This is a genomic window from Clostridium ihumii AP5 (assembly GCF_000612845.1).
Taxonomy (GTDB): domain Bacteria; phylum Bacillota; class Clostridia; order Clostridiales; family Clostridiaceae; genus Clostridium_J; species Clostridium_J ihumii.
Genome location: NZ_CCAT010000085.1, coordinates 36,830 through 51,073, shown reverse-complemented (window position 1 = coordinate 51,073; position 14,244 = coordinate 36,830). Strand labels below are relative to the sequence as shown.

10 protein-coding genes are annotated in these 14,244 nt (G+C 27.1%); 9 read left to right on the top strand and 1 reads right to left on the bottom strand.

Features of this window, described 5'->3' with window-relative positions; genetic code table 11:
- The first annotated feature begins 47 nt into the window (after nt 1–47).
- The 4 genes from BN346_RS18270 to BN346_RS18255 all read left to right on the top strand — a co-directional run bounded on the left by BN346_RS18270 (nt 48) and on the right by BN346_RS18255 (nt 5,556).
- A complete protein-coding gene (locus BN346_RS18270; RefSeq protein WP_148361121.1) occupies nt 48–2,048 on the top strand; it encodes a methyl-accepting chemotaxis protein in 2,001 nt (666 codons plus the stop codon).
- 183 nt (nt 2,049–2,231) lie between these two features.
- Nucleotides 2,232–3,233: a CobW family GTP-binding protein gene (locus BN346_RS18265; RefSeq protein WP_040330495.1), complete on the top strand. Its 1,002-nt coding sequence runs from the start codon at nt 2,232–2,234 to the stop codon at nt 3,231–3,233.
- A gap of 13 nt (nt 3,234–3,246) precedes the next feature.
- Nucleotides 3,247–4,812 (top strand): permease, encoded by a 1,566-nt coding sequence (locus BN346_RS18260; RefSeq protein ID WP_040330494.1) that lies wholly within the window; start codon nt 3,247–3,249, stop codon nt 4,810–4,812.
- A gap of 12 nt (nt 4,813–4,824) precedes the next feature.
- Entirely contained in the window at nt 4,825–5,556 is a 732-nt protein-coding gene (locus BN346_RS18255) for a TIGR03943 family putative permease subunit (protein WP_040330493.1), read from the top strand.
- A gap of 91 nt (nt 5,557–5,647) precedes the next feature.
- On the opposite strand, the gene BN346_RS18250 is transcribed toward BN346_RS18255, so the two are convergent.
- Nucleotides 5,648–6,058, bottom strand: coding sequence for a Fur family transcriptional regulator (locus BN346_RS18250; RefSeq protein ID WP_040330492.1), 411 nt, complete (start codon nt 6,056–6,058; stop codon nt 5,648–5,650).
- 518 nt (nt 6,059–6,576) lie between these two features.
- Here BN346_RS18250 and BN346_RS18245 point away from each other — a divergent pair.
- From BN346_RS18245 to BN346_RS18225, 5 genes are all read left to right on the top strand, one after another.
- On the top strand, nt 6,577–7,530 hold the full coding sequence (locus BN346_RS18245; protein ID WP_040330491.1) for a metal ABC transporter substrate-binding protein: 954 nt from the start codon (nt 6,577–6,579) through the stop codon (nt 7,528–7,530).
- 1,321 nt (nt 7,531–8,851) lie between these two features.
- Nucleotides 8,852–9,475 carry an HD domain-containing protein gene (locus tag BN346_RS18240; protein ID WP_040330490.1) on the top strand — a complete coding sequence of 208 codons (624 nt, stop codon included), beginning with the start codon at nt 8,852–8,854 and terminating at the stop codon, nt 9,473–9,475.
- Between the two features lie 190 nt (nt 9,476–9,665).
- Nucleotides 9,666–10,466 carry a class I SAM-dependent methyltransferase gene (locus BN346_RS18235; RefSeq protein ID WP_051540511.1) on the top strand — a complete coding sequence of 267 codons (801 nt, stop codon included), beginning with the start codon at nt 9,666–9,668 and terminating at the stop codon, nt 10,464–10,466.
- 132 nt (nt 10,467–10,598) lie between these two features.
- A complete protein-coding gene (locus tag BN346_RS18230; RefSeq protein ID WP_040330489.1) occupies nt 10,599–12,425 on the top strand; it encodes a S8 family peptidase in 1,827 nt (608 codons plus the stop codon).
- Nucleotides 12,415–14,133: a S8 family peptidase gene (locus BN346_RS18225; protein WP_040330488.1), complete on the top strand. Its 1,719-nt coding sequence runs from the start codon at nt 12,415–12,417 to the stop codon at nt 14,131–14,133. The genes BN346_RS18230 and BN346_RS18225 overlap by 11 nt, the downstream gene beginning before the upstream one ends.
- The last annotated feature ends 111 nt before the right edge of the window (nt 14,134–14,244 follow it).

The window sequence follows — 14,244 nt, the reverse complement described above, 5'->3', positions numbered from 1 at the left end:
ATATACGACATATAAATTATATAGAAGTGAAAAGAGGGATGCTGGAAATGAGAAAAAATAAAAAGAAAACATTTAGAAAAGAGATAATAAATTTATTGATTTTTACATCAATAATACCAGTATTAGTAATAGCTTTAGTAAATTTTTATGAATTAAATAAAAATATGCAAACAGATTTAAATACAATAATGAAAAATGGAGTTGGTATATTAAATGAAGCTGTAGTAAGAAATACAGCTGATATTGTAGGAGATCTGGAACACATAGCACTAGATGAAAATGCAAAAAATGCCAATGATGATAAATTTTCAATTTTTTTAGAAAAAAGCTTTGAAAGTTATATTCAAATCAATAGTGATATAATGTTTGCATATATGGGAACTAACACTGGTAAAGTTATAACTATGCCTAAAAGTGATTTAGGAGCTGATTATGATCCAAGAAAAAGAAGTTGGTATGAGGAAGCAATGAAAAATCCTTCAGAAGTTGTAATATCAGAGCCTTATGAAGATGCAGGTACAAAATCAATTGTTGTCACATATTCTAAAGTGGTTAAAAATGATAAAGGTGAAGTTGAAGGAGTAGTAGCTCTAGATCAAAAGCTAGACAAGCTTTCAGAATTAGTTAACAATATAGATATAGGAAATAATTCATCAGCGGCAATATTAAGCCCAACTGGAACAATAATTGCACATGAAAATCAAGAGTTAATAGGAAAAGGAGCCTCAGAAATTGAATGGGTAAATGAGGTTCAAAATATTAAAGATAATTCACGTGATGATGCAAAAATAGACGGTAAAGATTATATAGTATATAAAAAAGTTGATGAAAGTACTAAGATGTCTATGATTACTTTTATTCCTAAAGAAGAAATACAAAAATCAATATTCAATGGAATAGTAGTATCTTTAATAGTATTTATAATTGTTATAGTAGTCATTATTTTAGCTACTAAAATATATACAAGTAGGCTTACAAATCCAATTAAGGATATTGTAGCAGCACTTCATAGAATTAAGGATGGAGATTTTACAATAAAGGCTGTTTCTAAAGATTCATACAATGAAGAAGTATCATCTATGATAGATGGATTAAATATATTAATAGATGATATGGTAATTTTATTAAATGGAGTTAAAGAAGCTTCAGAAAAGGTAAGTGAAGGTTCAGATAATTTATTTAATATAATAAGTGAATCTACAAATGTAGGAGAAGAAGTTGCAAAATCAGTTCAACAAATTGCAGAAGGTGCAACAAGTCAAGCATTAGAACTTGAAACAAGTGTAGATGTAGTAACAAGTTTAGAAGAAGAAATAGACGAGTCGATATTAAATTCTAAGAAAATGCTAGAAGTTTCACATGAAGTTAAGGATTCTTCAGTGGAAGGAACGAAAGCAATAGAAGTTTTAAGTAGTAGTTATGAAAACAATATTAAGTCAAGTGATAATATATCAAAGAAAGTAGATGTATTAGCAAGTAAGTCAAATGAAATAGGTATTATAATTGATGCCATTGAATCAATTACAGAACAAACAAGTCTTTTAGCATTAAATGCAAGTATAGAAGCAGCAAGAGCCGGAGAAGCAGGACGCGGATTTGCAGTTGTAGCAGATGAAGTTAGAAAGCTTGCTGAAGAGTCAGCAAAGTCTGCAAAAGAAATAAGTAATGTAATTGGTGAAGTAAAAGAGAGTATAAGTGAGCTTTATGAAGAAACACAGGTTACTAAAAAATTAAATGAAGCTACAACTGAAAGTGTAGAAATAACAAAAGAAAAGTTTAATGTTATTGATGAAAGTATAAGAACACTTGAAGATACCATTAAGAACTTTACAACATCATTAGATGCGATAAATGATAAGAAAAATGTAGTTGTAAGTAAAATTTCAGATGTTTCAGCTGTATCAGAAGAAACAGCAGCAACTACACAAGAGGTAAGTGCAGCATCAGAAGAACAATCAGCTGGTCTTCAAGAAATAAATTTACAAGCAGAAACATTAAAGCAATATGCGGAAAATTTAACAGTGATAATTCAAAAATTTAAAATTTAGTATGTTATAAAACTTTAATATACATTACATTGCTAATTTTTATATAGGTAGGGAGAAGTAGTTCTCTTTATCTATTTTTTTTACACAAAATATTTTGTAATAATATAACTGAATCATAAATATGATTTATTGACAGGATATTTTTAAATTGTGCAGTAATAGTAATGATAAGGATGTGATTGTATGACAACTAAAATTGATATTATATCTGGATTTTTAGGTGCTGGTAAGACAACATTAATTAAAAAGTTAATTTCTGAAACACTATATAAAGAAAATTTAGTGATTATAGAAAATGAATTTGGCGAAATAGGAATTGATGGTGGTATTTTAAGAAAACCTGGTATTGAAATAAAAGAAATGAATTCTGGGTGTATTTGTTGTACTCTTGTAGGTGATTTTTCTACAGCTTTAAAAGAGGTTATACATAAATATAAACCTAACAGAATAATAATAGAGCCTTCAGGAGTAGGAAAACTTTCAGATGTGTTAAATGCTTGTAATAAAGTTGCAAAAAAAGAAGATGTAAAAATGAACATGTGTATATCTGTAGTAGATGCAAATAAATATAAAATGTATATGAGAAACTTCTCAGAATTCTTTGCTAATCAAATAGAGTTTTCTCAAACTGTAATTTTAAGTAGAACACAAAATATTGAACAAGACTCATTAACTAAAATAGTAAAAGATGTTCAAAAAATTAATAAAAAGGCAAATATAATAACAACTCCTTGGACAAGTATTAAATCTGAAACTATAATTTCTGTTGCTGAAAAAAATGCAGAAATAGAATTGGAATATCAAATTAATAAGGAAATAAAAAAATTTGAGAGCAAGGAGAAAGAGGTGGACTCTAATAAAACATTGAAAAGATTTCACATTAATAGTAGAAAGGAAGAAAAACATTCAGCTAATGATATTTTTGATGTCTGGGGAGAGGAAACTCCCAAAACATTTTCAAATAGAGAAATTGAAAATATATTAAGAGAATTAGGAAAAGACAAATATGGTGTTGTATTAAGGGCTAAAGGCATAGTACAAACTACTAATAAGAAATGGGTGCAATTTGACTTTGTGCCAGAGGAGATAGATATAAAATCAATAGAGGCTGACTACACAGGAAGATTATGTGTTATAGGTAAAAAGTTAAATAAAACAGCTATAAAAGAGCTTTTTAAAATTTAAAGAGGTAGTTTTTATGAGTGTACCAATAGATGTTATTGTGGGTTTTTTAGAGTCAGGAAAAACAACTTTGATTGAGAAACTTTTAAGAAGAAATATTTTAGGTAAAAATGAACGTGTTGTAGTTTTGTTATGTGAAGAAGGAATTGAAGAATTGAAAATAAACAAATATGATGAAAATATAATTGTAAAAACAATTGAAAATAGAAATCAATTAAGTTATCAATTATTTAAAAATATAAGAAAAGAATACAATCCTAACAGGATAATTATAGAATATAATGGAACTTGGGAAGTTAGTGATTTATTAAAAATTAGAGTTCCTAGTAATTATAATATAGAAAAAATTTTTTGTACTATAAATGCAGAAACATTTATATCGTATATGAGTAATATGAGAAATATTATACTTGATCATTTAATGAATAGTGATTGCATAATACTTAATAGACACAAAACTTTAAGTAAAAAAGAAATAAAAAATATGAGGAAAGTTATTAGTGGTATAAATAAGAGAAGTGTAATTATAAATGAAAATATTAATGAAGAAATAAGTAAATTTATTTGTAATGAGGAATTGAAATCAAAAGAAAATTTTATAATACTTATGATTTGGATAGTTATTTTTTATATGATTTTATCTATATTAAAGTATAAAAATATGATTCCTAATATAGAAAAAATAAGAGATGTGAATATATTATTTTTAAGTATTTTAATAGAAGCAATTCCTTTTGTATTAATAGGAGTGTTTGTATCTTCAATACTTCAAATTGTAGTTCCAGATTATAAAATAATAAATTTATTTGGAAAAAAGAGGTGGTTTAGCTTTCCTTTAGCTGCAATTATGGGTATATTTTTTCCAGTGTGTGATTGTGCTATGGCACCAATAACAGCTAGAATGGTAAAAAAAGGAGTTCCACTTTCAAAAGCTGTAACTTTTATGTTAGCAGCACCAGTAGTAAATCCTGTTGTTATAATATCAACATTTTATGCTTTTCCAAGCAATCCTAAAATTGTTTTTTATAGAATAATTTTAGGAATTATAGTTTCAATTATTACAGGTATAATAGTTGAAATGTTTTACAATAAAGAAAATAACATTGAGATAAATAATACATCAAGTTATTTAAGTTGTTCTAGTGGTGATATAGGAAAAATTTATAATCATGGGATTTTGGGCACTGTAGAAGCTATATTTAAGCATGCAGGACTTGAATTTTTGAATGTATCTAAATATGTTATAGTAGGGGCATTAATATCTGCAACAGTTCAAAAGTTGATTCCAAGAGAATTTTTTAGTTATATAGCTACAAACAATGTAAAGTCTATACTTGTTATGATATTAGCAGCATTTATATTATCTGTATGTGCTAATTCTAATGCGTTTATTGCAAGAAGTTTTCAGGGAACATTTCCAATAACATCACTTTTAGCATTTATGATTATGGGGCCTATGTTAGATATAAAAAATTTATTTATGCTTATTGGAAACTTTAATAAAAAATTTGTAGTTACGCTTATATGTATAGTTTTGACTGTAGGAGTATCTATTTTTTCATTAGTATCAATAATATTATAGAGGAAAATGATTATGAGAAAAAAAGTTAATATGGAAGTACTTGTTCAGTTGGGGATTTTATTTGGACTAGCAAGTATGCTTTTTATATCTTTAGTGAATGGAAATATAAAAAAATATGTGCATCCAAGGCTTGAGTTACTTCTTTGGGTTTCAGGGGCAGTGCTTATTATTATAGGAATTTTTATGATTCCTAATTTGTTTAAACCCAAACATTGTGAAAATGTTTTGTCATATGGAATAATAATATTTCCAATTATTGCTTTATTAATAGTTCCAAACATTGAAACAAGAAATGAAATAAATAGCAATGAAAAATTTTCATCTGTTATAAATAATTATGAGATAAATAGTTCAAATAAGGAAGAGTTTGATTCTCAGGATAATAATATTATTAATGTAAAGGATGAGGATTTTGCAAAATGGTATGTAGAGATTTATGAAAATAAGGATAAATATGATGGAACTAAGATAGAAATGAAGGGACAAGTATTAAAAAAAGATGGACTTAAAGAAAATGAATTTATTCCAGCTAGAAAAGTAATGGTATGTTGTGCGGCAGATGCGGAAGTTTATGGATTTATATGTAGAAGTTCTGAAACACATAAATTAAAAGAGAATGAGTGGGTTAAAGTAATTGGACAAATAAAGTATGAAGAATATGAAAATGAAATAGTTCCCATAATATATGTAGAGAAAATGGAAAAATCACAACCAGCAAAAATGGAGTATATTTATTTTCATTAACAGAAACTATTAAATTTTAAAATGAAAATGTTAAATATGGTTTATAAAAAAACAGATGTAAAAGATGAAGTTAGCTCTTACATCTGTTTTTTTATAATTTACTAGAACACTTTGGGCAAATGCCTGTGAATTCTAAACTATGGCCTGTAATTATATAACCAGTTTTATTGATTAATGATTCAGAAAAATTTTCTAATGGACAGTGATTTATAGGAATAACATTACCACATAAAGTACATACTAAATGATGTGTATGCATTGAATTATTAATCTGATAATAAGTTTTGCCGTCTTGATTTAAACTTTTAAGCAAAACTCCCTTTTCAGAAAGGGCTTTAAGAGCTCTATAAATAGTAGATAGATTTATTGTTACTTTGCTAGAAATAATATTGAAAATATCTTCAGCGGTAAGTGGTAATGGAGATGACTCTATAGTGGATAATATAATTTGTCGACGTTTAGTAGACTTTAAATCAACAGATTTTAATATTGTTTCATTCATAAGAAAAGCCTCCAGTATAATCATAATATATTATAAAATTAACAATTAACAATTAACGATGAAGGATAAAACTGAAAGCTCAGTTTTTTTATGGACTTCTAATCAAAAATATTAAGAACGAAGTGGATAATATTAACCATTATTGTTAATTGATAACTGTTAATTGGTTCAAAACATTATAATAGAATAAACTATAAGATTACTAGTATCATTTGAGAAAGCTATTATTTAAAATTTGAACTTGGATACCCTTAAGAGTGAGACTAGCTCGGAATCATTTTATAGTAAGTATTTCTTTTGAAAGCAATATATTTACAGCTAAAAAAATAGTTTTGAATTCGAGCTTGTTTACCTATATCTCTATACAATTTTAGTAGTGATGAATAGAATTGTCAATAATATACAGATAAGAAACTTTTTAAAAAGATGCTTGACAGTTATTTACAAGAAGGATATATTTATTATATACCAAATGCAAATGATTTGCGTTTGCATATATAGAAAGGATGAGATAAAAGTTGAAAAGAAGATTAATGCTAGTATTAACTATAATATTATCTATATTTATGATAGGATGTGGAGCATCTAATAACTCAAAAAAAGTTAGTGAAGAAACTTCTTCAAATGGAAAGTTAAAAGTGTATACAAGTTTTTATGCTATGTATGATTTTGCTACTAAAATAGGTGGAGATAAAGTTGAAGTTACAAACTTAGTGGCACCAGGAGTTGAACCACATGATTGGGAGCCAAAACCAGCAGATATAGTAAATTTAGAAAAAGCTGATGTTTTTATTTATAATGGATTAGGAATGGAACATTGGACAGATAAAGTTTTAAAATCTTTAAAAAACGATAAAATATTAGTTGTTGAGGCATCAAAAGGAGCAAACTTAATTAAAAGTGAACATAATCATGAACATGATGCTGAAGAAGATAAGCATGAAGAAAATGAATATGATCCTCATGTTTGGCTTAGTCCTTCCAATGCTAAAATTGAATTAGAAAATATAAAAAATGCATTTATTGAAGCTGATGTTGAGAATAAGGATTATTATGAAAATAATTATAAAAAATATGTTAGTGAATTAGATAGCTTAGATAAAAAATTTAAAGAAGAACTTAGTAATGTTAAAAATAAAGAAGTTATAGTAGCACATGAAGCTTTTGGATATTTATGTAGAGAGTATGGACTTACACAAGTAGCTATAGAAGGATTAATGGCAGATTCAGAACCAACAGCAGCACGTATGGCTGAAATTATAGATTTTGCAAAAGAACATAAAATAAAAGTTATATTTTTTGAAGAATTAGTAAATCCGAGTGTTGCGGAAACAATAGCTAAATCTATTGGTGCAAAAACTGAAGTATTGAATCCTTTAGAAGGAATTACTAAGGAAGATGAAGCAAATGGTGAGGATTATATATCAATAATGACAAGAAACTTAAATGCAATAAAAGCTGCATTAGAGTAATATATTTTAATAAATTAGATTTATAAAAAAGCATGTGAAAACATGCTTTTTTATTTAAGCTTAATTTTAAATATTATATAAAAATTAACAATGAAGGGTAAAACTGAAGTCTCAGTTTTTTGAATTAAATTTTATAATAATTTTCAAAGCAAATGATTTAAAAATCATATAAAAACTAGTTTTTATGTGTTTCTATTTTTAGATATTAGGAATGAAATGAGTAATATTAACCATAACTATTCACTTTTCACTCTTAGTTCTTAATTGGTTTCAGTCATGATATCAGAATAAACTGTAAGATTAGTAGTATCATTTAAGAAAGCTATTATTTAAAATTTTAGCTTGTAACCATATATTACAGAGAATAATAGAAAACATTACAGAAGTGTAATAAAAAATTAATATAAAAAGATAGTTCAAAATTGGACAAGAAAATATAATAAATACATAAAGTAAATTAAATTTTAGGAGGATTAGATATGAAAAAAACAATAGAAGTAATAAAGATAATATTAATAGGAATATTTGTAGATGCAAGAATGTTATTAGATTAATTATGAAATAGAAAAGATAAAAATAGGAGGAATAATACATGAAAAAAGCAATGGAAATAATAAAGATAATATTAATAGGGATATTTGTAGATGCAAGAATGTTATTAGATTAATTATGAAATAGAAAAGATAAAAATAGGAGGAGTAGTACATGAAAAAAGCAATGGAAATAATAAAAATAATATTAGTAGGGATATTTGTAGATGCGAGAATGTTATTAGATTAATTTAAAAATATTAAACATAGAAAAGAGAATATAAATGAATTTTAAATATTACATTAATATTTAAAGCCTTTTGAGGAACGAATTATCTCAAAGGCTTTTTTATTTGCAAAAATAAAATATAGAAAATATTAACAAGAGAAATGAGAGTTTTATAATTTAAATGTAAAATTTTATAAATGTCTTATTAAGATTTGGACATATGAAATCCAGTAACCAGCATGAAATATATGGTGCTAAATCCAGCAGTTTTAAGGCGTAAGATAAGAGTTTGTTCAGGTTTAAATTATAAAAGATGGCTAAATAAAAGAAAGGGGAACACCTATATAATTAAGTAGTAATGAGTGGTGGTATTCAAAATATACTTAAGTAGAAGAATTAGGCTGTAAAATTTGATAAATAAGAAAACTTGAACATTAATTGAATATTTACAAAATATTCAATTAATGTTATGCTTTACAGGAAAAGCTATATATTTTACAAAAATTAATACAGTTGTTAGTTTCGAAATATTCTAACGATTTTATTAGCAGGGGGAATCGTGATGTATACATTAGGAGTAGAAGTTCCAACAATAAGAGAAGCACAAAAGTTATTGGAGGAAGGATACAAATTATTTCCAGGACAATGGATTAGACATTTAACTAATACAGGAAAGGCAGCAGAATTAATAGCAAAGCAATGTGGTGATTTAGATCCAGAAGTAGCATTGGTATTGGGAATGTTACATGATATTGGATATAGATATGGGAATACGGGAATAAAACATAGTTTACTTGGCTATAATTTCGCAATGGATAGGGGTTATACAAAACTTGCACAAATATGTTTAACTCATTCTTTTGATTGTAAGGATATAAAAAAATCTTTTGCAAATTGGGAAGTATGCTCAAGTGAAGAATATGAATTTATAGATAATTACATAAAAAATGTTGAATATGATGACTATGATAGATTAATTCAATTATGTGATTCTTTATCATTACCAATAGGATATTGCTTGTTAGAAAAAAGAATGATTGATGTTGCATTAAGACATGGTGTTAAAGATGGCGTGGTAGACAAGTGGAAAAAAGTTTTTGAAAATAAAGAATATTTCGAGAAGAAAATGGGAATGTCGCTATATGATGTGTTACCAGGTGTAGTAGAAAATACATTTGAAAAATAGATACTATAAAATTAATATATATAAGAGGATTCAAAATTAAATTGAATCCTCTTTTTTTATAAAAAAGTAAATAATCAATAATATAAATATAAATAAATTATGACAGGATTAATGTTAAAAAAATATAGTATTTTGAATAAAAATATCATAAAATAAATAACGCAATAAATTTTAGTTTGGAGGAGTTTAATTGGATAGTGAATTTAAAAATAAAGATGTATGTAATAATATAAATGAAGAAGTTTGGAATAAAGAAACATATAATGCTTGGGTAAATAGATTTGGAACACCTAAGGAAGCCGCAAAGAAAATTATTGATAATCCAACAAAAAAGATTAATGTATTATGCAATAAATTTGGTGATGTTAAAGATAAAAAAATTATGAATCTAATGGGCTCAAATGGAAATAGGGCAGTAGCTTTATCAGTATTAGGTGCTAAAGTTAGTGTAGTTGATTTTTCAGAGGGAAATAAAATATATGCTATGGAACTTGCAGAGGAAGCAGGTGTAGAAATTAAATATATATTAAGTGATGTGCTTAAGTTGCCTAAAGAAGAGATAACTGGTGATTATGATATTGTGTTTGCAGAAATGGGGATATTACATTATTTTAGTGATTTAAAACCATTTATGAATTTAATATTTAATCTTTTAAAAAAAGGTGGACTATTTGTTTTAAGAGATTTCCATCCAGTCTCTACAAAATTAATTACATCTAAAGGTGCTACAGCAAAAATAAGAAAACATAAAGTAACAGGTGATTATTTTGATAATTCATTAGAAGAAAAAGATGTATCTTATAAAAAATACTCTGATGGTTCAGATGAAATTATAAAAGTTAAGCTTAGAAAGTGGAACTTAGGAGAAGTAATAACAAGTGTTGCTAGTGAGGGGTTAATTATAAAAAGTTTAGATGAGGAACCAAATTTGTCATCAGAAGTATTTGATAAGGGAATTCCAAAGACATTTACGTTAGTTGCTCAAAAATAATGAGAAAAAAAGCATGTAAAATTTAAACATGCTTTTTTTATATATAAATTATTAGAAAATAAATTCAAAAAATGGAATTTAAATTATTTATCTAAATAAAATATAGTATAAAGCAATGTGTGGAGAATGATTATGAAATTAGATAGAGAAAAGAAATGTAAGGAGTATTTTGATGAGGATAGACCTAATTTTATTGTTGAATATAGAGGGAATTTTAAGGAACAAATAGATAAGATTGATTATGCATGTGGAAATATAATAAATAGCATGTTGGGAATAATATCTGTTTCGTATGAAAATTTAGAAAGACTTAAAGGGGATGTGCCATCAATTATATATGTAGAACCTAGAAGTATTTTTGTACTTCAAGATATATCACCAACAGAAGTTGATAATATAAAAAGTATACAAGCAAATAAATATTTAAATTTAACAGGAAAGGGAATAGTAATTGGAATAATAGATACTGGAATAAACTATTTAAATAAAGAGTTTATAAATGAAGATGGTACATCTAGAATTGAAAGTATATGGGATCAAACGATAGAGAGTGATGATGAAGCATCATCAGAAGTTTACTTAGGTAAGGTTTATTCAAATGATGAAATAAATAAGGCAATTAATGAAAAAAACCAAGGGAGAAATCCGTATTTGATAGTTCCATCAAAAGATAATATGGGACATGGTACTAAAATAGCTTCTATTATTGGTGCAAAAGGATATGATAAAAGGGTTCAAGGTGTTGCTACAGATTGCAAGTTTGTTATAGTTAAACTAGTTGAATCATTTTATAATAAAAAAGTATTAAAAGAAAACAATATTCCATATGTGCCAACATATAATTCTGCTGAAATAATTTCAGCAGTAGAATATTTAAAAAACTATGCAATAAAAACGAAGCAACCAATGGTTATGGTAGGAGGAATTGGTGCCACAGAAGGAACGCATGAAGGAAATAATTTATTATCTAGGTATTTGACATATGTAGCAAACTTAAGAGGAATTGTATTAGTAGCAGGTGTTGGAAATCAAGGATTTGCAGATGGGCATGCATCTGGAACTTTGAGTGATATAGGAAGTGTTAAAACAATAGAACTTCTAGTAAGTAAAAATATGAAAAGTTTTAGATTTACTATATGGAGTCAAAGACCAACTAAAATAGCTGTAAATATAATAGGTCCAAGTGGAGAAATGACTGATTTCATAAAGCCTAAAATTAATAGATCAAAAGAAGTAAGGTTCATATATGTAAATACAGATGTGAAAGTAACTTATCATTTACCAGAAATAAATGCTGGAAATGAATCTGTAGATATAGAATTTAAAGATATAAAGGAAGGAATATGGAAAATACAATTGAAAGCTGAAATAGCAGTTTCAGGTAGATATGATATATGGTTGCCTCCATATGAAACTATTCCTGAAGGAACAAAATTCTTGGAGCCAGATGCAAATACTACATTAACATTTCCATCGACAGCAAGAAAAGTTGTTACGGTAGCATACTATAATAGTGTAACAGGAGCTAAAGTTCCACAATCCGGAAAGGGGTTTAATGCAAATGGACTTATAAATCCAGATGTAACTACAGATGGGATAAATATATTAGCAACAAATGTTGAAGGAGAAATAACAACATTATCGGGAAGTAGTGCAGCAACAGCAATTACAGCAGGGGTCTCAGCATTACTATTACAGTGGGGAATAATAGATGGAAATGACATTACCATGTATTCTACCAAGGTAAGATCATATTTGCTTTATGGTGCAAGACGAGATTCAAATAATGTTTATCCCAATAGAGCAGAAGGATATGGTTATCTTGATATAAAAGGTATATTTGATGTGATTGCAGGAAAAAGAATAGGATTTAGGAATCAACAATTTATTGAATATAAATATAGAAATTTACTAGAGCGAATTCCAAATGATATGTGGAGGGAAATTAATGGGGAATAAATATTTAGATTATAATGAAGTATTTTCAAATCCTTCATATAAACATTATATTGTACAATATGAAGGAGATATAGAATCTGATTTTAAAGGCAAAGAAGGATATAGTGTTACAATAATTAATGCTAATTATGCAATAGTGTCATTGAAAAAAAATTTAGAAATTGAAGATGGTGATCCTAAGTTTCCATCTATAGTTTATATAAAAAGAAGAGAAATATATACACTTGAAAGTATATCACCAGTACAAGCAGCAAATGTTCAATTTTTACAAAGTGAAGTTTCATTAAATTTAACAGGTAGAAATGTTGTTATAGGAATGATAGATACAGGTATAGATTACTTAAATGATGAATTTAAAGATAAATTAGGTGACACAAGAATAGAGTGTATTTGGGATCAAACTATTAATACTATGGGTAAAGATAATAATACACAAGTCCCTTACGGGACACTTTATGAAAAATCAGAAATTAGAGATGCTATAAAAAATAGCAAAGAAGGATTAAATCCATATGATATAGTGCCAAGCAAGGATGAAATAGGTCATGGAACTAATATGGCTGGAATAATTGGAGGAAATGGTAGTAAAACTGGTATTGTAAAAGTTGCACCAGAGTGTAAGTTTGCAGTAGTAAAATTAATAGAATCAGCTAATTTTAAAGAAGAGTATCCAGTAGATGTACCAGTATATAATATAGTATCAATATTTACAGCATTACAGTTTTTATATGATTATGCCATAGATAACAATGTACCTATGGTAATATATATACCACTTGGAACAAACTCTGGAAATCATAGAGGCAGTGGTATATTAGAAGAATATATAGATCAAATGACAAGTGTTGAAAAAATTGTTGTAGTTACAGGAGCAGGAAATGAAGGAGTGGCAAGAGGTCATACTTCAGGAAATATAAATAGTGAAGGAGAAATTAGTGTAATACAATTAAATGTATCACCAGAACAAAAAAGTTTAATTATAGAAATATGGGTTGATTGTCCCAATATAATGTCATTAGACATAGTATCACCTTCAGGAGAGAATACAGGGTTTATACCAGCACCTATAAGTTTAAATAGTCAATATAGCTTTATTTTTGAAAAAACCAATGTGAAAATTAAATATTTTATTCCAGAAGAAACTTCAGGTGATGAACTCATACTAGTTGAATTTTCAAGTTTACAACCAGGTATATGGAAAATGGTGTTAACTGGGGAATTAATAGTAGGGGGAAGATATAATGCATGGATTACGTACACTGGACAAATGGTAAAAGATACGTATTTTAGCCCATGTGATCCATATGGAACAATAACTAATCCAGCAACAGCATCATATATTATAACTGTTGCTGCATACAATCAAGACAATAATAATGTAGTTAAATATTCGGGAATGGCCAATCAATATGATTATATGGATAGAATTGATATAGCAGCAGGTGGTGTTAATGCTTTAACAGTAGGACCTAACAATAAGATAGAAAAGGTAAATGGAACAAGTGTAGCTGCTGCAATAGTTGCTGGAACATGTGCGCTCATATTACAATGGGGAGTTGAAGTAAGAAAAGATATATATATGAATGCTCAAACTATAAGATATTATATTATAGGGGGGGCATCTAAACGAAGTGGAGATATTTATCCCAATCCTCAATGGGGATATGGAAAGCTTGATGTATTAGGTATTTTTGAAAATATGATTTAAATATAAAAGCAAGTTGTAATTCTAAAAGATTACTAGCTTGCTATTTTTATGTGGAATTTTAAACTTTTTTAAATGTAAAAGTTAAATTTTAAGTACTATAAAGGATAAATT

Bases quoted from the DNA above. Each gene is read 5' to 3' on its own strand.
- BN346_RS18270 (WP_148361121.1), top strand. From the start codon at position 48: ATGAGAAAAAATAAAAAGAAAACATTTAGAAAAGAGATAATAAATTTA.
- BN346_RS18265 (WP_040330495.1), top strand. From the start codon at position 2,232: ATGACAACTAAAATTGATATTATATCTGGATTTTTAGGTGCTGGTAAG.
- BN346_RS18260 (WP_040330494.1), top strand. From the start codon at position 3,247: ATGAGTGTACCAATAGATGTTATTGTGGGTTTTTTAGAGTCAGGAAAA.
- BN346_RS18255 (WP_040330493.1), top strand. From the start codon at position 4,825: ATGAGAAAAAAAGTTAATATGGAAGTACTTGTTCAGTTGGGGATTTTA.
- BN346_RS18250 (WP_040330492.1), bottom strand. From the start codon at position 6,058: ATGAATGAAACAATATTAAAATCTGTTGATTTAAAGTCTACTAAACGT.
- BN346_RS18240 (WP_040330490.1), top strand. From the start codon at position 8,852: ATGTATACATTAGGAGTAGAAGTTCCAACAATAAGAGAAGCACAAAAG.
- BN346_RS18230 (WP_040330489.1), top strand. From the start codon at position 10,599: ATGAAATTAGATAGAGAAAAGAAATGTAAGGAGTATTTTGATGAGGAT.
- BN346_RS18225 (WP_040330488.1), top strand. From the start codon at position 12,415: ATGGGGAATAAATATTTAGATTATAATGAAGTATTTTCAAATCCTTCA.